Annotated in this window: 17 protein-coding genes; all 17 read right to left on the reverse strand. The window is 60.1% G+C overall.

Annotation, left to right across the window (positions count from 1 at the left end; genetic code table 11):
* Positions 1–73: 73 nt before the first annotated feature.
* The 17 genes from GTO91_RS06915 to GTO91_RS06995 all read right to left on the reverse strand — a co-directional run bounded on the left by GTO91_RS06915 (position 74) and on the right by GTO91_RS06995 (position 21,282).
* Positions 74–817, reverse strand: coding sequence for a cytidylyltransferase domain-containing protein (locus tag GTO91_RS06915; RefSeq protein ID WP_161256879.1), 744 nt, complete (start codon positions 815–817; stop codon positions 74–76).
* A 38-nt stretch (positions 818–855) separates the two neighbouring features.
* Entirely contained in the window at positions 856–1,554 is a 699-nt protein-coding gene (locus GTO91_RS06920) for a GNAT family N-acetyltransferase (protein ID WP_161256882.1), read from the reverse strand.
* Positions 1,547–2,929 (reverse strand): long-chain fatty acid--CoA ligase, encoded by a 1,383-nt coding sequence (locus GTO91_RS06925; RefSeq protein WP_207708984.1) that lies wholly within the window; start codon positions 2,927–2,929, stop codon positions 1,547–1,549. The genes GTO91_RS06920 and GTO91_RS06925 overlap by 8 nt, the downstream gene beginning before the upstream one ends.
* 2 nt (positions 2,930–2,931) lie before the next feature.
* Entirely contained in the window at positions 2,932–3,753 is an 822-nt protein-coding gene (locus GTO91_RS06930; protein ID WP_328793741.1) for an SDR family NAD(P)-dependent oxidoreductase, read from the reverse strand.
* A 21-nt stretch (positions 3,754–3,774) separates the two neighbouring features.
* Entirely contained in the window at positions 3,775–4,053 is a 279-nt protein-coding gene (locus GTO91_RS06935) for an acyl carrier protein (RefSeq protein WP_161256885.1), read from the reverse strand.
* A 12-nt stretch (positions 4,054–4,065) separates the two neighbouring features.
* Positions 4,066–5,307 (reverse strand): N-acetylneuraminate synthase family protein, encoded by a 1,242-nt coding sequence (locus GTO91_RS06940; RefSeq protein WP_161256888.1) that lies wholly within the window; start codon positions 5,305–5,307, stop codon positions 4,066–4,068.
* A 64-nt stretch (positions 5,308–5,371) separates the two neighbouring features.
* A complete protein-coding gene (gene glf / locus GTO91_RS06945) occupies positions 5,372–6,457 on the reverse strand; it encodes a UDP-galactopyranose mutase (protein WP_161256891.1) in 1,086 nt (361 codons plus the stop codon).
* 106 nt (positions 6,458–6,563) lie between these two features.
* Entirely contained in the window at positions 6,564–7,085 is a 522-nt protein-coding gene (locus tag GTO91_RS06950; protein ID WP_161256894.1) for a glycosyltransferase family 9 protein, read from the reverse strand.
* Positions 7,082–8,509, reverse strand: coding sequence for a phosphohexomutase domain-containing protein (locus GTO91_RS06955; RefSeq protein ID WP_407929518.1), 1,428 nt, complete (start codon positions 8,507–8,509; stop codon positions 7,082–7,084). Before GTO91_RS06955 ends, GTO91_RS06950 begins: the two co-directional genes overlap by 4 nt.
* A 73-nt stretch (positions 8,510–8,582) precedes the next feature.
* Positions 8,583–9,965, reverse strand: coding sequence for a mannose-1-phosphate guanylyltransferase/mannose-6-phosphate isomerase (locus GTO91_RS06960; protein ID WP_161256897.1), 1,383 nt, complete (start codon positions 9,963–9,965; stop codon positions 8,583–8,585).
* 49 nt (positions 9,966–10,014) lie between these two features.
* Positions 10,015–10,938, reverse strand: coding sequence for a glycosyltransferase family 2 protein (locus GTO91_RS06965; RefSeq protein WP_161256900.1), 924 nt, complete (start codon positions 10,936–10,938; stop codon positions 10,015–10,017).
* A 54-nt stretch (positions 10,939–10,992) separates the two neighbouring features.
* Entirely contained in the window at positions 10,993–12,306 is a 1,314-nt protein-coding gene (locus tag GTO91_RS06970; RefSeq protein ID WP_161256903.1) for a radical SAM protein, read from the reverse strand.
* A gap of 38 nt (positions 12,307–12,344) precedes the next feature.
* On the reverse strand, positions 12,345–13,214 hold the full coding sequence (locus GTO91_RS06975; RefSeq protein ID WP_161256906.1) for an SDR family oxidoreductase: 870 nt from the start codon (positions 13,212–13,214) through the stop codon (positions 12,345–12,347).
* Positions 13,215–13,227: 13 nt separating this feature from the next.
* Entirely contained in the window at positions 13,228–15,036 is a 1,809-nt protein-coding gene (locus GTO91_RS06980) for a B12-binding domain-containing radical SAM protein (protein WP_161256909.1), read from the reverse strand.
* A 28-nt stretch (positions 15,037–15,064) separates the two neighbouring features.
* Positions 15,065–17,050: a glycosyltransferase gene (locus tag GTO91_RS06985; RefSeq protein WP_161256912.1), complete on the reverse strand. Its 1,986-nt coding sequence runs from the start codon at positions 17,048–17,050 to the stop codon at positions 15,065–15,067.
* Between the two features lie 107 nt (positions 17,051–17,157).
* The gene (locus tag GTO91_RS06990; protein WP_161256914.1) at positions 17,158–19,176 is read right to left on the reverse strand and encodes a glycosyltransferase; all 2,019 of its coding nucleotides are present in this window, start codon (positions 19,174–19,176) and stop codon (positions 17,158–17,160) included.
* Between the two features lie 39 nt (positions 19,177–19,215).
* Positions 19,216–21,282: a glycosyltransferase gene (locus GTO91_RS06995; RefSeq protein WP_161256917.1), complete on the reverse strand. Its 2,067-nt coding sequence runs from the start codon at positions 21,280–21,282 to the stop codon at positions 19,216–19,218.
* Positions 21,283–21,302: the final 20 nt, after the last annotated feature.

Here is a 21,302-nt window from a genome sequence, read left to right on the forward strand (position 1 = left end):
GCGACCCCAGTAGGCCCTCAACGGCCCTCAACTAAAGTTTCCCGCAGGGGCACTCAGTGGACCGCAGGGGCACTCAGGTGGACGGCGCTTCGGTCGTATCGACAGGCTTCTGCAATACGCCGCTATTGTAGGTTCCCCACTCCGGGTGCGCATCGAGCCAGCGCAGCACCGCCGGAACCGGCACTATCCCGCCAGGCCGGTAAAAGCGCCGGTAAATCTCCTCCAGGAGTTGATAATCCCTGGCCTCATCGACGCAAAGGCGGTACTGGGGGCGCCGGTACGCCTCCGGCGGCCGGTGATGGTTGACCTGAAAACGGCCGGAGTGGTAGAGGTGGAAGGTCACATGCTCCCGCGCAGCCGGGTAGAGGGCTTCTGCAAAGGCCTGTTCCAGGGCGGTCCGGGAGAAGACCTCTGTATCGAGTCCGCGCGGGCATTCGGCGATCCCCATGTAATCGGTCTGTGTCTGTTCATAGGCGCTGATCGCGGCGGCGACGATGTCCGGTTCAATCAACGGGCAGTCGGCGGTGATGCGAACAACGGTCTTGGCGTCGACCTCCCTGGCGCAGAGGGCGTACCGGGAGAGCACGTCATCCTCATCGCCACGAAAGAGGTGCACCCCTGCGGACCGGGCCAGATCGGCCACCGGATCGTCCACCCGGCCGCGACTGGTGGCGAGACAGAGCACATCGGCCTCCCGCACCCGTTTCAACCGCTCCAGCACGTGCCAGAGCAGGGGCATGCCGGCCAGGGGCATGAGCACCTTGCCCGGCAGACGGCTGGAACCCATCCTCGCTTGGACAATGATCGCCTTCGTCACTTTGTCGCCTCTCCTCCTCGGCTAAGATCTCTGTGTCCTCACTGCTTCAACCTTTTTAAAAGTGTCTCAATCTTTCCCCGGGCCGCCGAAAAATCTACGGCAAGCAGACCGAGGCAGAAGACATTCTTATAGCGCCCGTCATGCCAGACATGCTCCCGCAGCGTTCCCTCCACATGAAAGCCGTAATTCCGGTGCATACGCGCCACCGGCTCGTTGCCTTCGAGCACCTCGGCCCACACCTTGTGCAGCCCGAGATCGTCGAAACCGTAGCGGAGCAGGAGATACTCCGCCTCCAGGGCGACGCCCGGCGCCCGTTCCCGCTCTTCGGCGATGTAAAAACCGAGATCTCCCCGCCGGTGGCGCCCTTCCATATTGGTGAGGGAAATCAGCCCCACAGGACGGAAGCCGCTCTCGCCGCACGATAAGGGGACACCCGATAAAAACTGCTTCGATGAAGGTTGCCCCTGTTCGTCAGCGCGATTGTCAACGCTGTTTACGATGTCTTCCACTTCGGCACTTACGGGAACTAGCCGCTCAATGACGAAAAACCGGTTCCGTTCTCGATCACAGACCCGGTTCCGGTACCACTGGGCCTGCATCTCCGGCGTGATCGGATCCCAGTTGTACATGGGATAGTAGACCTCTGGGCTGTTCCGCCACCGCCGGATCCGCTCCAAATCGCCCTCTTCCACCGGACGGAGCCGCACGAAGCGCCCCATGACGACCCCGTCAGCCATTGCCTGTCACCGGCTCCTCCCTGCGCATCTTCTTGAATCGTTCGCTGAAGAACGCCCGGTCGAGGACCTTCACCTTCACGGGCACTTTATAGGGGAGCAGTCGCTCGCGGCAAAACTCGCGCACCCGCCGTTTCAGCGCCACCGAATCCTCCGGTTGAGCCAACGCCAGTTGCGCCACCACAATCTGTCCGGTGACCGGGTTCTTTTCTCCCGTCACCACGGCGTCCACCACGTTCTCCAACTGCATCAGCACGCTTTCCACCTCAGCCGGGTAGACCTTTTCGCCGCCCACGTTGATGATCTCGGAGCGGCGTCCGAGGATGCGCAGGTATTCGCCGTCGATGATCACCTCGTCCTGGGTGTTGAACCAGCCTTCTTCATCAAAGGGGCTCGGCGCGTTCAGGTAACCCAGCATCGCCGATTCGGCTCGGATCCAGAGGATCCCGTCGACAACCTTCGTCTCAAAGCCCTCGCCGCCGATCTTCACCCAGAGCGAGTCGGAGGACTTCGACTTGGAGCGCAGTATGCCCAACTCAGACAGCCCGTAGGTTTGCTGCATTTGCACCTGAGGCAGGGCTTGCCGCAGACGCTGTAAGGTGCTTTCGGGCATCACCTCTGTCCCATAAGTGATCAACTCCAGGGAAGAGAGGTCGGCGCGCCGGTAAGCCTCCGAGATGAGGAGCAGGTTCAAAAAGGTCGGCGAGGTCGGCAGCACCTGGACTCGGTATTTTTCGATATTGGCGCAAACCTCGTCGGGGCTTCGACCCGGCACGGTGATGATCGTCCCGGCGTTGGCGAGGATGTAGAAGAGCGTGTTAACGCCGCCGATGTGATCAAGCAGCAAAAAGGTCAGCATCCGTTTGGACTGGCGCGGCTTCTCGAATTTTTTTATCAGGCGCGTCAGGTCATGCAGAGCCGCTTTGCTCTTGCCCGTCGACCCCGAAGAAAACAGAACCAGTCCGGGGCGGCCCTGCTGAATAAGGTTTCGTAACAGGCTGTTTGTGGGTCCGGCGTCCCTGTTCAGCCAGGTAAGCGTCCACCGGTCATCGTCGTCAAAAGCGAAGAGCGCCTGTGCCTCAGCGATGGCCAGGAATTCCTCCCGCTGCCGCCGCACCGAACGGGTCAGCGGAACAACGATGGCGCCCCGGTCGATCAAGGCCAGCAGCAGGGCGCAGAGTTCCGGCGTATAATCCCCTTCCACGGCGACGACCGTTCCTGCCGATGCCGGCGGCTGAGCAGGGTTGCCGTCGAGCACACGCTGCCACTCGCCGATCCGCTCAAGCAGCCATCGGTAGTTGTAGTTTTTTTTGTTCCATATCATGGCATCCGCCCTGTCATGGGCGGCCATTTTCGTCTTCAACCAGTCCAAAAACAAGGTTACGCGCCCCCCAGATACAGCACCTGACCGGTGATGTAGTCGCTGCGTTCACTGATGAAAAAGTCCACCACGTTCGCCACATCGGCGAAGGTTCCCAGCCGACGCAGGGCCAACTGGTCCAGAAGCTTGTCGATCTTCGCCTTCGGCACCCCGCGGATCAGGTCTGTCTCAATCGGCGTCGGTCCGACGGCGTTGCAGGTGATGCCAAAGGGGGCCAATTCTTTCGCCAGGACGCGGGTAAAGGTCTCTACCGCGCTCTTTGATGCGGCATAGACCGCCTCCCCCTCGATCCGGAGCGGCACGGCGATAGTCGAGAGATTGACGATGCGGCCCCAGCGGGACTTCATCATCAACTTGGCCGCCTCACGGCTGCAGAGGAACGTCCCGGCAAAGTTGGTGGCCATGATCTGATCGGCGCTTTTCCAGGGGGTCAACACCGTGTGGTTCATGGCCGCCGTCCCGGCGTTGTTGATCAGGATATCCAGCCGCCCCCACCGCCGCTTGATCGCCTTTATCAGTTCGGTCACCTGCGCCTCATCGGCCACATCGGCCTGCATGTGCCAGTAGCGCTCATGGGCCAGGTCGCTCGCTTCGCGGCTGCAGCCGGCCACCAGATAGCCCTGTTGCAGATAGTGCTCGGCCAGGCTGCGGCCGATCCCCTTCCGTGCGCCGGTGATCAGCATCACCCGGGGGACCGGGACGCACGGAAGGCCGCCCTGCTTCGAATCATCACACCTAGTCATGCCAACCACCTCAACCATCGGTTCCTCTTCCAGCCGTCGCCGGTTCACTGTCCCGGCGATCCGCCGCAACGCCGTCACCGGCGTAAAACCACAAGCGCGTCACAGCAGCGTCAGGATATAATCGGCCAGGGCGCCCGCCGTACGAAAGGGGCTCTGTTTCTGCGACATGGCCCGCTCATCGGCCAGCACGATTGAGTGGCCCGTCTCGTCCTCCACCTTCTGTTCCACATCGACAATTAAAGTGACCAGGCCGACAGAGTCGAGGAGGCCTTCCTTTCCGAAGAGCCGCGTCTCCTCGTTCAGTTCCTCGGCAGGGGTTTCTACCAATTGCTCGGACAAGGCTTCTATGATCATTTGCACAACGGCGTCGCGCGTCATGGCTATCCCCTTTCAGTCATCGCCTCGGGGCGGATTCTTCCCATCGTCTTTTTCAGGATCCTCGTTTTGATCGGTAAACTCGCATGTCTCCGGCAACAGCAACTCCCACGTCACCGGCGTTCCTTTGGCAGCATGTCTGGTCAGGGGTCTGCCCAGCAAGAGGTCGTAGTACTTGGGCGGCAGACCGTCTCCCGGTCGAATCACCCGCAGGTTCTCAGGCGTAAATCGATCGCCGACCCGCATGTCGGCGGCGACGTAGAGGGAACGGCGGTGTTTCAGCGATGTGGCCTCTCCGCCGAGGGGGCCGTAATGAACATGGCCCAGGGCCTGCCAGGCCCGCTCCGTCTCAACGGCCAGCGCCGCCATCTCGGCCGGCTCCAGGGAAAAGGCGGCGTCGACGCCGCCGTCGGCGCGGGACAGGGTGAAGTGTTTCTCGATCACTGACGCGCCGAGAGCGACAGCCGCCACAGCCACGCCGATCCCCAGGGTGTGGTCAGACAGGCCCACCTGGACAGCCATCTCCCCGGAGGCCGCCGGGTTTTCCTTCGTCTCCGCCCGATCTCCGCCGACCAACGAATCTCCACCAGCCTCCGGCCCATATCCACCGGCGCCGGGCCGGCCTCCACCGTACATGGACAGCAGGTGGGGTATCGTCCGAAGGTGGCTGGAAGCCGGTGACGCCGGGTAGCTGCTGGTGCATTTGAGCAGCACCAGATGGCGGCAGCCGGCTCCCCTGGCCGCCCGGACAGCCTCATCGATCTCGGCGACAGTCGCCATCCCCGTCGACAGGAGGATCGGCTTGCCCGTCGCCGCCACCCGCCGGATCAGGGGCAGGTCGGTCAGTTCAAATGAAGCGATCTTATACAGAGGTACCTGCAATGATTCGAGAAAATCGACGGCCGAGGCGTCAAAGGGGGTGCTGAAACCGATCAGCCCCAGTTGGCGGCATCGCTCGAAGATCGGACCGTGCCACTCCCAGGGCGTCGCTGCCTCAGCGTACAACCGGTGCAGCGTCTTGCCGGCCCAGAGGCTATCAGGGTCATCTATGCGAAAGGCGCCCTCGTTGACATCAAGGGTCATCGTGTCCGCCGTATAGGTCTGGATCTTCAAGGCATGGGCGCCTGCAGCGGCAGCCGCCTCGACGATCTGCAGCGCCCTTTCCAGAGAGTGGTTATGGTTTCCCGACATCTCCGCCACGATCAGCGGCGGCGCGCCGGCGCCGACTTTCCTGCCGGCAACAGTAAAACAACCCATGGGCTATCCCTCGCAAGTCATTCCTTTATCCCTACACATCGTCAACTCGACCGGTCCCCAGCCGTCACGGTCCAAGCCGCTCATACAGGTTCAAAGCCTCCCGCACGACCTGGTCCATGTTCAGGTAGCGGTACTGTCCCAGACGTCCCACGAAATAGACGTCGCTCAGTTGCGCAGCCGCCTGGGCGTACTGTTCGTATCGTTCCCGGTTTTTCCGGGCTGGCACAGGGTAATAGGGTTCACCCTCCCCGGCGGGATACTCGCGTACGATCGTGGTGACAGGACAACGCTGTCCCGTGGCATGTTTGATCTCGATGATCCGAGTGAAATCAAATTCATTGGGATAATTGACGACACAGGCCGGCTGAAAATACTCCTGATGAACCTGTTCGAACTCAAATCGCAACGAGCGGTAAGGGAGTCTCCCCAGGGCGTAGCCGAAGTACTCGTCGATCGGCCCGGTGAAGATCAGCCTCCGGAAAGGGATGACATCTTTTATTTCGGCAAAGTCCGTATTCAGCATCAACTTGATCTTTGGATGGTCGATCATCCGCTCGACCATGCGCGTGTATCCCTGCTTGGGGATCCCCTGATAGGTGTCGGCAAAATAACGGCCGTCTCGGTTGAAGCGCACCGGGATACGGGCGCACACCTCCGGTTCCAGGTCCGATGCCGGTATGCCCCACTGTTTGCGGGTGTAGCGGTCAAAAAACTTTTCGTAAAGCTCCCGCCCGACCTGGCTGACGATGACATCCTCGGAGTTGACCGCCTCCCGCTGCTCCCGCCGGCTGTTCAGGAATTCCCGCATCGTGTCAGCAGTCAGAGAGAGGCTGTAAAGTTGATTCAGCGTATCCAAGTTGATCGGGAAGGGCAGCAACTGGCCATCCACCCAGGTGAGCACCCGGTGGAGATAATGATGCCAGTCCGTAAATCGGGACAGGTACAGGAAAACGTCGCGGTCATTCGTATGGAATAGGTGCGCGCCGTAGCGGTGGATCAGTACGCCCTTGTCATCATAGCAGTCATAGGCGTTGCCGGCGATGTGGGACCGTTTTTCAACGAGCAACACCTGGGCGCCCCGCTCGTTGGCCAACCGTTCCGCCAAGGTGCAGCCGGCCAAACCGGCGCCGACTATCAGGTAATCAAACATCCGCCATCCCCCAAACCCGCGGTTCTCAGATCTTCGGCGATCACAACTTCGTCTCTGCCTCTCAAACAGCCTCGTTTTGTTTCCCAACAACTTTGTCAGCGATACCTCAACCGGGCCCCGGATTCTCCCTTTTGCGAGGCGTGACGAGTGACAGCAGTGAAAAGAGGAGCCACCAGGGCAGCCAGAGCAGCGCCGCCGCCAGCGCGGCCACCAGGGCGAAGGCGCCGTTGCGCAAACCGGTCCAGGCCAGCCCGGCTGCGGTGAGTTGGGAGAAATGGCCGGGGAGGTTGACTTGCGCATGTTGCCGCGCCGGGATGGCCAGTCCAAAGCGCAGCACATTATAGAAACCGGAACCGGAGACATTGGCCACCGGTGTGACGACCATATCCCACTGGCGCGAACGGACCGCCTCCGGCACCTTCGCCTGGTCGAAGCTTCCCACCTCAGGGTAGATCAGGACCTCATCGACCTCTCGGTAACTGGCGGCCATCTCCCTGCCATGGGAATGGGTCAGAACGGCCAGCTTCATGCCGGGATACTGTCGGACCAGCGCAGGCACGATCTTGTCCAACTGTTGAAAGGGCACGGAACGGATCAGGAGACACCATTTTTCCGCCTTATCGCTCATCCTTCACGTCCTTTCCCGTCGATCGCCGCCAGGATCTCCTCCGTTTTTTGACGGAGCAATTTTTCATCCGCCCGCGTCTCTACGTTCAGCCGGAGCAACGGTTCCGTATTAGAGGCCCGCAGGTTGAAGCGCCAGTCCGGGAATTCGACACTGAGGCCGTCGGTGCGGTCGATGACCCCTCCCGTCGCAAAGGCCGCCTCGATGCGGGCCAACACCTCGCCGGGATCAGCCACCCGGCGGTTAATCTCACCGCTGCAAGGGAACCGCTCCATCCGTTCCGCCACAAGGGCTGACAGTGTCTTCCCTCGCCGGCACATGGTCTCGACGACCAGCAGCCAGGGGATCATCCCGCTGTCACAGTAGGCAAAATCGCGAAAGTAGTGGTGGGCAGACATCTCTCCGCCGTAGAGGGCGTCCTCGATGCGCATGCGCTCCTTGATGAACGCGTGGCCTGTCTTCGACTGCACCGGAATCCCGCCAGCCTCCATCACCATCTCCTGCGTGTTCCAGGTCAGGCGCGGGTCATGAATGATCCTGGCGTTGGGGCTACGCCGGGCAAAGGCTTGACCGAGCAAGCCCACGAGGTAGTAGCCTTCGATAAAGCGCCCCTGCTCGTCAAAGAGAAAGCAGCGATCAAAGTCACCGTCCCAGGCGATGCCCAGGTCAGCGCCGGCCTCCCGGACAGCCTGCGCCGTCGAGAGCCGATTCTCCGGCAGCAGCGGATTGGGGATGCCGTTGGGAAAGGCGCCGTCAGGCTGATGGTGGACCTTGACAAACTGGAAGGGCAGATGCGCTTCCAGGGCGTCGATAACCGGTCCCGCGCACCCATTGCCGCTGTTGACGACCACCTTCATCGGCCGGAGGGTTGACCTATCGATATAGGAGAGAAGGTGAGCCACATAAGGTTGCATCAGGTCGTCCCGGTGCAGGATCCGCCCCTTTTTCGGCTTCACGCCGTGGCCATGCCCCTGCGATGTCTCCCTGATCGTCTCACTGGTCGTCTCCCCATGCGTCTCACTGGGCTTCCCTTCCCCCAGGGCGAGCGCCTCCAATTCGCGCAAGCCGCTATCGCCGCTGATGGGACGCGCCTCGGAACGGACCAGCTTCATGCCATTGTAATCACCGGGGTTGTGGCTGGCGGTGACCATGATCCCCCCATCCAGCTTCCAGTGGAAGGTGGCGAAGTAGACCTGCTCGGTTCCGCAACAGCCGATATGGATGACATCACAGCCGCCGTCGGTCAACCCTTCTGCGAGCGCCCTCGCCAAGCCGGGACTGGATGGGCGCACATCATAGCCCACGACGACCTGCTTCGCCGGAAAGAGTTGGACATAGGCCCGGCCAATGCGATAGGCCAGATCCTCATTCAGTTCGTCAGGGACGCGGCCGCGGATGTCATAGGCCTTAAAAGGGCTTCCTCCCACCGAACGCTCACCTTCCGTCTTTTCCTTGCCCGTCAAGACTGTTTTTCGGCATCGATCGTGACGTTGGCTCACCTTAGTTCCTGCCGTATTCATCGTTAAAGCGGACAATGTCGTCTTCCTCGAGGTAGATGCCGTTTTGCACCTCGATGATCACCAAGGGGACTTTCCCCGGATTTTCAAGACGGTGACGGGTCGACTTTGGCACAAAGATGCTTTCGTTCTCATGGATCATCCGCACCTCGTCGCCGATCGTCACCCGCGCCGTCCCTTCCAGAACCACCCAGTGTTCTGACCGGTGGTAGTGCAGTTGCAAGCTCAACCGCTGGCCCGGCTGGACGACAATGCGCTTCACCTTATGTCCCTCAGCGTCGACGAGGATGGTGAAGCTCCCCCAGGGCCGGTACTGGGTGGGATGCTCCACCGCCTCCCGCCGTTTGCGCTGTTTCAACTGGTCGACGACTTCCTTGATCTTCTGGGACTCGCCGCGGCGGGCGACGACGATAACATCGGGCGTCTCCACCACCAGCGTGTCTTCCAGACCGATGCCGGCCACCAGTCGCCCATTGCTCATCAGCAGCGTCTCACGGCATTGGAAGGGGATACAGTCTCCCGCCACAACATTGCCCTCGGTGTCTTTCGGCAACGCTTCAAAGATAGCGTCCCAGCAGCCGATGTCATTCCAGTATAACGAAAAGGGGAGCACGACCACGCGAGAGGACTTTTCAGCCACAGCGTTATCGATGGAGATCGACGGCGATTCCGCGAACCGCCCCAGCATCTCTTCGAAGGGCAGGCGCAGGAGTTGGGCTAGGTCGGGCTGGTGCGCTTCGATCTCCTCGACGAGGCAACCGATGGTGAAGGCAAACATCCCCGAATTCCAGTAATAGCCGCCCTCAGCGAGAAAGGCCTCGGCGCGGGCGCGATCAGGCTTTTCGGTAAAGCGCCGGACGGCGAAGCCGTTGTCCCTTGCTTCCCCCGCCTGGATATAGCCGTACCCTGTTTCGGCCTTCGTCGGTTGAATGCCGAAGGTGACAATCCGTCCTTCCTGAGCAACCTGGACGGCCTCCCGGATCTTCTCCGCATATGCCTCTTCCGGCCTCACGAGATGGTCCGACGGGGCGACAAACAAGACCTCATCGGGGGAACAGCCCAGCAGATCGAGACAATAGCGGGCGCTGAGGGCGATGGCAGGCGCCGTGTTGCGCGCGTCCGGTTCCAGGATCACATGGGCCTGCTCAACGCCCCATTTGCGCAGTTCGATCTGCACATGGTGATAATAGGCATGGTTGGTGACAACGACGATATCCCTGGGCTCAACGACGCGCAGGAAGCGGTGTATCGTCTGGGCAAGCAAGGACATCTCTCCGCCGATCGTCAGAAACTGCTTCGGATAGTCCTGACGGGACAAGGGAAAAAGGCGTGTCCCCCCGCCTCCGGCTAATACGACCACTTTCATCGGCAACCCTCCCTTCCTCGGAACTCTTTGCCGGTCTCCTTCCCGACCCTTACCGGTAGAAGGTGAAATTGACGCGATAGGGCACCCGCAGCTTCCTGGCCACCTCATCTCGCACAGGCTTGCGCAAGCGCAGGATCATGGGCAGTTGGACCACCGCCGCCCAGGCCGCTTTCAGATAGATCCCTGTCTGCTGCTCCAGGGAGAAATAGACACAGTAATAGAAGAGGCGCAACGTCAACAGCCAGGCAGGTAGGAGCGGCTGGTTTTTCCAGACGAGCCAGAAGAGATTCCGCGTGTAGAAAAAAGGCGCCCGCCAGGACTGGCGGTTGGTCGGCGACGCCTTATGGTAAGAGATGATATCGGGAAAAAACCGGATCCGGTAACCGGCGTCCCAGATCCGAAAGGCCATATCCATCTCATTCATGTAAAGAAAAAATTCGCCGGGATAGTAGCCGGCTTTCTCCATGACCGACCGGCGCACCCCCGCGCCGGCGCCGTTGAAGCTCATGTAATACTCCGGTTCTGCCGCCTTTTGCTGCCCTGTCGCTTGTTCCGTTCCCGCTGACCTTATCTCTCCGGTCATTTCGCGGCGGCGAAGCCACTCCTCAAACTGAACATAGCTGCGCACATCGAAAGCGACCACGCCAAGGCGGGGATCCTCCCGAAATCGCTCCACCATGCGGGCGATCGCGTCATGGGCGGGAAAAGAATCGTCGTCCAGGATGACCACATAGTCGCCGCGAGCTTGGCGAAAACCGTGGTTATAGGCCTCAACGCCGATGTTGGCGCCGATCTCGATGATCTTGACCTCCGGGAAATCGGCCTGCACCATGGCCACGCTGTCATCGGAGGAGCCGTTGTCCACGACGATCACCTCGATGGGCCGGTAGGGCTGCTCCCTAAGCCGGGTCAGCCCTTCGCGCAGGTCGTCCCGGCGGTTCCAATTGAGAATGACGACTGAAACCAGTTCCACTGCTTCACCTCCAGAAGGCCTTCCCCTCGTCGGAGCGCCTTTTTCGATCGCCTATCAGATCGGCGCCATGCAGCCCAGATCCCCGTTGTAGAGGCGGATGAGGTTCACCCGCTCCCCCAAAAGGGGATGGAGCTGCGCATAGATCTCATCTTCGAAGGTGGCCGAGGAGATGATGATATCGGTGCACCGGTCCGCCAATTCCGCCAAAAAGCGCTCCTTAAAGAAAACGGGGTGTCCGTTCAGGCTCGTTCCGTCTTTGCGCGGATTGGAATCGACGACACCGTTGATGGCCTCCAGGGGGAAGCCTTTTCGTTCCAGGATGGCCAACAGTTTTTGCGTATGCACGCCGGCGCCCCAGATGTACACCTGTCTCCCCTGCAATGCTTCCCGCAGGCGATGGACAAAGGTCAGCTCCTGTTCGGCCCAGTAAGCCTCTCCCTCCGGCGACAGGCTGCACACCTGGAGCCAGCCGGGGTAGTTGTTCAGATCAAACTTGTCCTGTGTGGCGAGGAATTCCTCCTGATCCATGTGGAAACCGCAGTAACAGGTCCGCATGGGACAGCGTTGCGGCTGTGTCAGTCTTTTGCCGGCGAAGGCCTCCGGCTCGTCGCGGAGAAAATTGAAGACCTCCCGGAAATTCTGATGTTCACAGGGCGTTATACGGCCGCTGTCCAAAAACATATTAAACCGGGTAAAACCGGCGCGGCAAGGGCGCATCGTGGGATGATGGAAGCTGTGCTCGCTCATGTATCGGCTGTGGACATCGTGAAAGCGGTTTTCCAGCCAGGCTTCTTCTTCCTCTGTATACGCCTGTGGATACAGCTTGCCCTTGTGTTCGCCGATGAGGCGGTTGGGGCCCATGCGGACGCCATACTTCTGAAAGCGCTCGACGAGCGCCTCATAGTTACCGATCCGTTCGGGAAGCAGCACATAGATGACGACGCAATCCACATGATTCCTGGCGAGGACGGCGAGGTTGTGTTCAAAGAGCTCGTCATAATGGCGATGATTTTCATGGATCGGATGATAGGAGAAGCGCATATCGGTGAAACGGCGGATCACCTCATCGGGAAAGAGCTTGTCAAAAGCCACCGATGCGTTTGTCGTCATGGAAATGCTGTGCCGCGCGGAGAGGCGGCAGACCATCTCGGCGAAGGCCGGGTTGATCAGCGGCTCGCCGCCGAGGAAATTGATCCGCCACGATCCGGTGCGGTCAAAAAACGCTTCCAGGCGCCCCATCTTTTCATTATAGGGGGTCCAGTCCCGAGGGACAGGCGAACCGGCGCCATGACAAAAAGAACAGTTGAAATTGCAGTGCTGCCACAAATTGACGGCGGCGGTCAGTTGGTCTGGGCGTTCCTGTCTCATCCGTTCCTCCACCTGCTTTTTCAACGTATTTACGAAAGCTAGACGCTTGCTGAAATTTCCTCTTCGTGGATCTGCCGCAAGGCCTCGCTGTGGGACAGCCTTGGAACGTCCAGTTCCCTCCGGGACAGTGTATCGGTGAGCCACATCTCGGGAAAGAGAAAGCACCCGTCAGCAGGCCGCTTCGATGGACGGACGAGGCCGGGATCAAAACGGGCAATCTCGGCGTACGCCCTGGCGAAGCCGTAGCGGCTGACCGGCTCTCCGACGACATGATAAATCCGCCGCTCTAACCGCTCCCTCGTGATCATCCCATGGAGCATCGCCAAGAAATCCTTGTAATAGGTCGGGCCGTAGCAGACATCGCTGTAACAGTCCACCGACTGTCCGCGGCTCAAGGCGCCGCGCAGAAAGCGGATAAAGGTGGACCGGCTGTCATAGAGCGCCGCCAGCCGCAGCACATAAAAGCGATCGGACGAATTCATGCCGATCTTTTCGGCGGCCAGCTTGCTCTGTCCGTACACCGTCGCCGGGTACGTCGGGGATGTCTCGCTGTAATTGCCCTGATGACCGTCAAAAACGTAATCCGTCGATATATAGATCACCCGGGAAGCCCGGGGAAAAGCCTCCAGCAGGTTGAGCGTCGATTGCGCGTTGGCGGCGTGGGCGAGGGCCGGCTCCCTTTCGCAGAGCGCGATGTCTTTCAACCCTGCCGCGTGGATGATCAGATCGGGCGACAAGGCGCTCGCCACAGCTTCCACCTGTTCTCGATCAGCGAGGTCGCAGCGCCAGGTCCGTTCCCCCGGAGCACAGCGGGCGCTCAGGGTGTGCAGTTCCGCCGTTCCCTCGAGAAAACGGCCGATGATGCCGCCAACATAGCCGGAAAAACCGGTCAGCAAAATCTTTTTCATCAATGTTCCTACTTTACCTGATTAATCTGCCTTCCATGTTGACACCGGCGGCGATGATCGGCGCCACCGTCAAGGCCACCTGCTCCACCTCTTCATAATTGGCGCCGTCCGGGTTGGTGTAGGGCACCACGGCGCCTTTGAAATCATGGGCTGTCCGCAACGCAAGGGCCCAGTCCTTAAGGGCGGCAATGCGAAAGTCACCCGTATTCCGGAACAGATGCAGGCGGCTCTCGTCGAGTAAGGGAACAAAAGCAGGGGCAAAACGCTCATGGGTGAGCACATGGATCTCAAAGGGGCTCTTTTTCAGCGCCGCAACGAGAGCCAGGGTGAGGTTGATGTTGGCCGACTGCAGGACGACCAGCCGATCGCCCGGCGCGAGCCGTTCCGCCAGTTGCGCTGCCAGGGCCGTTTGAAAAGCCGGGGCGCCGAGGGCGCGCCGGATCTTGGCCTCCGCCCACCGGCTGTAGGCGAGCTTGACGTAGTTCTCCAACTCCTCGCCGGAGAATCGTTCTGTCCTGGAAACGGCTTTTGCGGCGCCGTCATAATCGGCCCAATTTTTCGTGATCAACCAGCCCTTTCGCTCATAGATCTCGTACATCTTTGTCCCTGGAAAGGGCGTGGCGATGGAGAACTGCAGCGATTCCGCATCCAGGCGGCAGGCCAGATCGATGGTTCCCTCGATGCTTTCCGCTGTATCGCTGGGCAGGCCGATGGTGAAGGTCAGGTGGGCCTTGATCCCGATCTCTCGGGTGAAGGCGACCATCTCGATCACCTTTTTCAGTTGCATCCGCTTGCCGATCTCGTCGAGCACCTTGGGGTCGCCCGACTCAACGCCGTACTTGATGCTGTGCAAACCGGCCTCTTTCAGTTCTATCAACGCCTCCCGGGTCATCAGGTCCGCCCGTCCCATGGCCCCCCAGGGGATGTGGTGCAGACCCCGCGCCTTCATCAACCGGGCGATGGCAAGGATATGGGCAAGGTCGACATTGAAGGTGTCATCGTCAAAGTAGATGCTCCGGTAGGGGTACCGCTTCAGATTGGCTTCGATCTCGGCGACTACATCCTCGGGGTCCCGTTTGCGGTAGCGACGGCTTCGATAGACGACCTGGGGCCAGACGCAGAAGATGCATCCGAAGGGACATCCCCGCGAGGCATGCATTTGCAACTGCGGCTGTTCCAGGCCAATCCCCACATCCACATACCTGCCTGCCAGCCGGTCATCCCGCTCCGGCCAGGGGAACTCCTTCAAATCGGGGAGCGGACCGCAGGCGGTCTTGCATACCTCCCCCGCTTGCCGGTAGAGAAGGTTGCCCACAAGGGACAGGTCGGCGCCTTCGCGGAGCGCCTGCGCTAAAGACAACAACGGCCGTTCATACTCCCCGTACAGAACAAAGTCGATTTCGCGCCTCCCGGCGAAATATCGTTCCTCTTCCAGTTCGGCGTGGATCCCGCAGAAGACGGCGCGCAACCCCGGCAGCATCTCTTTCAGCTTCCCCGCTTCCGCCAGGTCGTGGTTGACGCTCGGCGTCGATGTCTCCACAACGACCAGGTCAGGCCGGAACGACCGCGCAAAGGCGTAAAAGTCGTCATAGCTCTCCCCTAGCGCGATGGAATCGCGAAAAGCCACCTCGAACCCGGCCGCTTTTAGGAGGGAACTGGCGGTGGCCAGGTAAAAGGGAAAGGGCATATAGCCGCCGATTAGGTCTCCGCCGTAGTAAGGGAAGGTGTGCGGCCAGCGAGAGCCGGCGCGGATCCCGCGCCAACCCGGTTGTTCCCCTTCGGGCAGCTTGTGCCAGGGGAGATTCGCCAATAAAATGCGCAATCGTCAACTTCCTTTCCGCGATTGGCCGTCAGACCGAAAGGACATCCCAAACAGGCGCAGCCAGGTCGTAGAGCGGCACGATCGCCATCTGGCTGCGCAGATGGCTGACACTCCGGTAGATGGCGGGACCGGATTGCTCCGCCGCAATGATCAACAGATCCGGACGCAGTCGCGCCAGATCGTCATAACCGTAGACGGGATAACCGTAGACCTGCTTTCCAGCCAGGCGACGGTCCACAAAGCCCAGCAACCGCAAGCCGGGGTAATCGGGCAGTATCTCGGCCACATTGGCCGCCATCAACCCCTGAGCGCCGTAGAACATCACCGACTGATCGTTCTCCTGCCAACGGCGCAGCAGCGGCCGGAGCTTTTCGATAAAGGGACGTTCACAGATGACACCGTCTGCAGCAGCGTCGACGCGCAGGTCGTTGACGATCATGCCCGTATAGTCCGCCTTCCAGCGGCGGAAAAGGGAGGCGTCGTCAGCCAGAAAGGCAGCCAGCCAATCCTTCGCCAGGGAAGGGTGGATCAGGTAGTTGACGAGCGGCCGCAACCCCTCATCCGAGACAAAGCCGGGGAGTCGACGGCCCACAAGTTCCTTCAGTTCCTGTCGGAGCGCCTGCGGCGGCAGCAACTCCGGCACGACGACACCGCAGATGTTCTCCTTCCAGCGCTGCACCTTGTTGTCATCGAGCTTGCGCGTCTCCAGGAAGGTTCGGACAGCGATTACCGGCGCCTGGCCAGTCTCCAGGGAGGAGCGGACCAGACTGTACTCCACGTTTTCGACCACAAAATCGCCGGCGAGAAAGTGGACATAGCGGCTGTCATCGCCCGGCTCTTCCCGCCAGGCCGCCAGCAGGCGGCTCGCCTCATCGCGGTCAGCGAAAAAGACCTGTCGAACCATCCCGTCACAACCAGTGACATCGGGGGAACGGAAGTCTGCCGCAGTCTCGGTTCCTCCACCACGCTGAACGCCCCGGCATGCCCCATTGACGCCGCCTGTTAGGCAGAGTTGGGACGCCCGGCTGAAGAGCGCCTGGAGGCGGTGGGTCGTCGTATGGGCGCGGTGGGCGCTCTCGCCCATGCGTGCGGCGATCGCTTCCCGCTCGTCGGCATGTTGCAGATAGTAGCGGACTTTCTCTTTCAAGTCCTGAAGGTCATCGAAGAAGAGGATCTCTTCGCCTTCCCGGAACAGTTCCGCCAGTTCGGGATTGCGGTTCGTGATCTGTAAGGCGCCGCAGCCGGCCACCTCAAAGTGACGCAGTTTCGTCTGATAGCCCCGGGGATCGCCGTCAGCGGAAAAGCCGACATTGAAGACGATGCGCGACTGGTTATAGGTCTCCACCATCTCTTCCGTCGAGAGAACGCCTCCGTAGCAGTCTCGCAGCACCGGATGTTTATCCCAGCCTGAACCGAAGACCCGGAAGTTCAATCCCGCCTCGCGGCAGTGCCGATAGAGTTCGACGAGGATCTCCTGCCGCGAATAGCTCTCATGGTCTGACGAAAAGATGTTGTTGCTGAACAGGTTCTTACCGATGTAGACGACGTCATACCGCTTCGGGCTGTTCGGGATGGGCCGGAAGACCTGAGGATTGAACCCCCAGGGCAGGTATAGGGTTCGTTCCCCCCACCCCTTCTCCAAACGACGCTGCAACCCCCGCCGGGAGTGAGTGGCGATCAGATCGTAGCGGTGATCGACGGGCTCGTTTTTCCGGTACCATACCTCCGGTTCATCATCGGCGTGAAAGGCAATAATCGGCAGCCCGCTCTGGCGGACGACCTCGAAAAATTCATCGGAAAGCTCCTGCTGAATGCCGTCGGAGTAGAAAAAGAAGCAGTCAAACCTCGTCCGCCGCAGCAATTCATGGAGGTATGCCTCCAGGACCCCTCGCCGGCAGGCGGCCTGAATGGGCGTGATATCGACAAAGGTAGGGCGATAGAGCGCTTTCATCGGTCTGATCCAGCAGTCTTTGATATAGAGGCTGGACAGCATGCCCACCATCAAGATGCGCAAGGGATCACTTCCTTTGCGGCGTCGCCAAATCAAGCTGGCGAAAACTATGCTCTGGTTTTGTTTTCGTCATCTTTCGTGCAAACCTTTACCCGCTGCCGGAGAAGAGCTTAAAATCCGGCTTCCCAGGCCGGATCGTCCAGGTCGTAGAGAGGAAGGACGCCGTAGCGGCTTTCATATTCACACAAACTCTTGCGGATCTCCGGTCCCGAATGGATGGCCGTTATTAGGATCAGGTCCGGATTCAACCGCTCCAGGTCTTCCCGGCCGTAAACGGGGACGCCCTGGACGCTTTGGCCGGCAAGCGCTTTATCGATAAAACCGAGCAGCCGGATCCCATGCTTGCCCATATAGGCCATGACCGGCGCAATCAGATCGCCGCGGGCGCCATAGAGCAGGACCGTCTTTTTTTGCCGCGCCAGGCTGGAGAAGAGCCGCTCAAAGAGGATAAACTGGCGGGACAGGAGAGACTCCATTCCCTGCTTGATGAAAAACCGGTTGACGATCCGGTAGGTGTGGGTCAACGGCAAATCACCCGTCGCCAAGGGCCGCTTGCCTTGCAAACCGTCGATCCAGCGGTCGAGGAACTCGCCGGCGACGATCAGGCTAGCCGGGAACAGCCGTTCACCGCCCCAATCAAGGGCCGGCAGGCATTTGTGAAGCTGCGCCTCTGCTTCCAATTCATGGCCCTGTTTCGGACGATCAGCCTTGAGAATAAAGCCGTTGAAATTGTAGTTCTCCACCTGCACGAAGTTCGGATCGCTGCCAGGCGCCTGGACGATAGAGCGCACCGTCAGCGCCTTGGCCTCGCCATCCCCGGTCAGGCTGGTTTGCAGGCATTCATAATCGACATCCACATCAACGCGCCTAAAATCGCCGGCGATGACATGGACATAATCATAGCTTTTCAAGGCCGCCCGGTCCTTCACGCTGATCTCCTCGATGCGTTCAAAGGAGAACCAGTCGTCCACCGGGGTTGCCTCAAAAATCTTTGCCGCCTCTGCAACCTTGTTGACCTTTGCCGCCTTCGCGGCCCCTACCGCCCCCGCTCCCGCCAGTACCGTGGCGATGCGCTTGCGGGCGATCGTCCCGTTTCGCTTCGGCGGGGCGAGTTTCACCAGGGCATCGACCAGGCTGTCCAGGCGGCGCCATGTCGAATGGTCCCGCAGGGCGCGGCGGTATCCCGCCTCGGCGATGGCTTCCCGCTCCTCCCCATGGTCGAGGAAGTAGAGCACTTTATGGAGCAGTTCATCGTCACTGCGGAAAAAGGCGATCTCCTCGTCCTCCCGGAACGATTCCAGGAGCGCCTGGCTGTAATTGGTCAGTTGAAAGGCGCCGCAGCCAGCGGCCTCATAGAGGCGGAGCTTGTTCTGGGGAATGGAGAAGTCGCCGTCTGCCGCCCAACTGGGATTGAAGACGACCTTGGCCTGGTTGTAGACCTCCACCATCTCCGGCAGCGTAACCATCCCGCCGTAGACTTCCTTCAGCAAGGGATGCTTGTCCCAGCCGTAGCCGAATACTCGAAAACGGAACCCCTGTTCCTGACAGAAATGATAGAGGCGGACGAGCGACTGCTCCCGGATCAGGCCGTCTTCTTCGAGGATGCTCGTCACGCCCAGCTTTTTGTACTTGCCGATGAAGACCAGGTCGTATTTTTTCTGCCGGTTCTCCATCCGGAAGATATGCTCCGGGTTATAGCACCATGGCGCAAAAAGAGCCCGCTCCCCCCAGCCGGCCTGCTGCCTCCGCTCTGTCGCCGCTTTCGAATGGCTGGCGATGATGTCGAAGCGATGATCGAAAGGACGATTGCGCTCATACCAGAACTCCGGTTCATCGTCGGTATGAACGGCGACGAGGGGGATCGCCGCCTTGCGCAGGGCCTGAAAAAACTCGTCAGGAAACTCATGATGCAGCAACGGTTCGGTGAGGAAAAGGACATAATCAAAGCTGTCGTTGCGAATCAGGGAATAGATATACTGCAGGCAGTAGGAGCGGTCGTTGCCGCCCGCCGCCAGCAGCGGCACGGCGTCCACGACGACGCTGTCAAAGCGCCGATGCCGGCGTAGCGGCTCCCCCCAGGGGATCGCCATATACTCTCTGCTGAAGTTGCCGATAGCGAGAATCCGCAATGCCTTTCCCCTCCTTTTGGGTCTGCTCTCCCTGACGCCTCAGCGGCAGGAAGCGCCCAACGGATAATAGATGCGTTGAACCTGCCGGGGAGGCAATCCCATTTCCATCAGACGGTCATAAATCTCACTTTCATAGGACGCCGAAGAGAGAAGGACAGTGGCGTCTTTTTCCGCCAGAAGGGGCAACGCCTCCGGTCCCATGACCGACGCCTTGCCCATCCGCTTGCCCTGGTTGGCCGGATCCCTGTCGATCAGCGCCGTCACCCGTTCCTCCAAGCGCCTCACCTGGGCGAAGAGGTAAACCGTGTGGGCGCCGGCGCCGTAGACCCACAGTTCTTTTCCCTGATGCTTATCGAGGAGCGCGGCCATGTACCGGTCCAGGGACAGCGCCAGCAGCCCGGCGCCGACACACCTTGTCTTCCATCCCCGCTGTCCCGTCAGGCCCGCCGGCCCTTGGACCAGGAACGATGCATGCTCCTTTTTCACGATCACGCAGGCGGGCAGCCACTCATAGACGATCAACCGGCCATCACAGGCTTGTATGGGATAAATGTCAGCGTAAAAACGAGTCCCCTCTTGTTTTAAGGGACGAAGACCGCAAAAGAGGGCGTCTTCTCCGTCATACCCGTCCACCATCATTTCGAGCCAATACCGGTCTGCCAGATACCCCTCTTCGACGACACAGACCAGATCGGCGTCAAAGCGGCTGACATCGACATCCCCGTTGCCTATCGCCACGACGGTCTTGTTCGGGTAGCTCTGTTTCCGCAGGCTCTCCAGCGTCGGCGACGCCTCAGGCGCGTTTTCGCCGCTTCTATATAAGAGGAGAACCGAGGGCGCCTCGGGCCCCCATCCTTTTCCCCCGGAAGCGACCCTTGTTCGTTTCGCTTGAAAAGCCTCCAGCGAGCGGTAATAGAGTTGTTCATAGCGGGATTCAGCGATTTTATGATCAAAAGCGGCGACAGCGCGTTCCCGGCTGCTCCGGGAGAAGGAGCGGCGCAGGTCTGGTCTTTCCGCCAGTTCCTTCATACGCTTGATCAATCCGTCGAGATCCTTATACTCGACGATGAAGCCGTCCACCCCGTCGCGCACCTGCTCAGGGATGCCGCCGGTGGCAAAGGAGACGACCGGGACGCCGCAAGCCATCGCTTCAATGATGACAAGCGGGCATATCTCGGCCAGAGAGGTAAAGATGTACATATCCATGGCCGACAAGAGCCTGGCCATCTCCCCTTCATCACCGATATGCCCTGTATTCAGGTCGGTCTCCTTCGACGCCGCGTCACCGCCGATATTCACGAAAAAGAGATTCGGCAGGTGGGAACGGAGCGCTTTGATGGCTGCTTCCACATAAGGACCGCCTTTGCGGGGGTCGCCAAAAGAGCCGCCCTTGGCGACACAACCGATGACCAGCCGGTCCTGGGGGATGCCGTAGCGTCGACGGACCGCCCCTTTATCAAAAGGCCGGTAGACCTGTGTATCGATGCCGTTATAAATCAATTCAATCGGCTTGTCGCCGAGGATGCTCGCTTCCATCAGGCTTTTCTGCCACTGGCATAAAGCCACCAGGGTCATGTCGCTTCGGGCATAGATCTCCCGCTTGTCCGCCCAGAGCCGGGCAGTGGCGTCCTTCTCCACCCTCGGGTAGCTATTTAAATCGCGGCAGTCTCCGCAGCCGGTCCGCCAGCGTTCGCATTCATAGGAAAAGGCGCAATGGCCCGTAAAGGCCTGCAGATCGTGGAGCGACCAGAGTACCGGTTTCTCTTGGCTGATCAAAGGCAGGGAAAAGGGATTGAAGTAGCCGCCGTGCAGATTGTGCAGGTGGATCACATCGGCCCGCCGGAAGACCGGGTTGTCGACCAGACGGTGGCTGCCACGCAACTCATAGTCGAGCAACCCCTCCTGCCGGCGTCGATCCCGGAGGCTGTGGTCGATATCGATCGGAAAAGGCGTCGCCAAGTCGGAACTGCTGTTTTTATGGCCCACCAGCATGACAGCGTCATGGCCGGACGCCGACTGGCCCTCAGCCAGCCGCCAGGCGACTTTGGCCGCGCCGCCCTCCAGATCATGGGTATTGATATGTATGATCGAAAGGCGCTTTTTCAAGGTCTCCCCTCCACATTCAT

The sequence above is a fragment of the Heliomicrobium undosum genome (assembly GCF_009877425.1).
In the GTDB taxonomy this organism is placed as follows: Bacteria; Bacillota; Desulfitobacteriia; order Heliobacteriales; family Heliobacteriaceae; genus Heliomicrobium; species Heliomicrobium undosum.

Coding starts and splice junctions, on each gene's coding strand:
- GTO91_RS06960 (WP_161256897.1), bottom strand. CDS start 9,965: ATGAAAGTGGTCGTATTAGCCGGAGGCGGGGGGACACGCCTTTTTCCC.
- GTO91_RS06950 (WP_161256894.1), bottom strand. CDS start 7,085: ATGAGCGATAAGGCGGAAAAATGGTGTCTCCTGATCCGTTCCGTGCCC.
- GTO91_RS06920 (WP_161256882.1), bottom strand. CDS start 1,554: ATGGCTGACGGGGTCGTCATGGGGCGCTTCGTGCGGCTCCGTCCGGTG.
- GTO91_RS06940 (WP_161256888.1), bottom strand. CDS start 5,307: ATGGGTTGTTTTACTGTTGCCGGCAGGAAAGTCGGCGCCGGCGCGCCG.
- GTO91_RS06970 (WP_161256903.1), bottom strand. CDS start 12,306: ATGAGACAGGAACGCCCAGACCAACTGACCGCCGCCGTCAATTTGTGG.
- GTO91_RS06975 (WP_161256906.1), bottom strand. CDS start 13,214: ATGAAAAAGATTTTGCTGACCGGTTTTTCCGGCTATGTTGGCGGCATC.
- GTO91_RS06935 (WP_161256885.1), bottom strand. CDS start 4,053: ATGACGCGCGACGCCGTTGTGCAAATGATCATAGAAGCCTTGTCCGAG.
- glf (WP_161256891.1), bottom strand. CDS start 6,457: ATGTTTGATTACCTGATAGTCGGCGCCGGTTTGGCCGGCTGCACCTTG.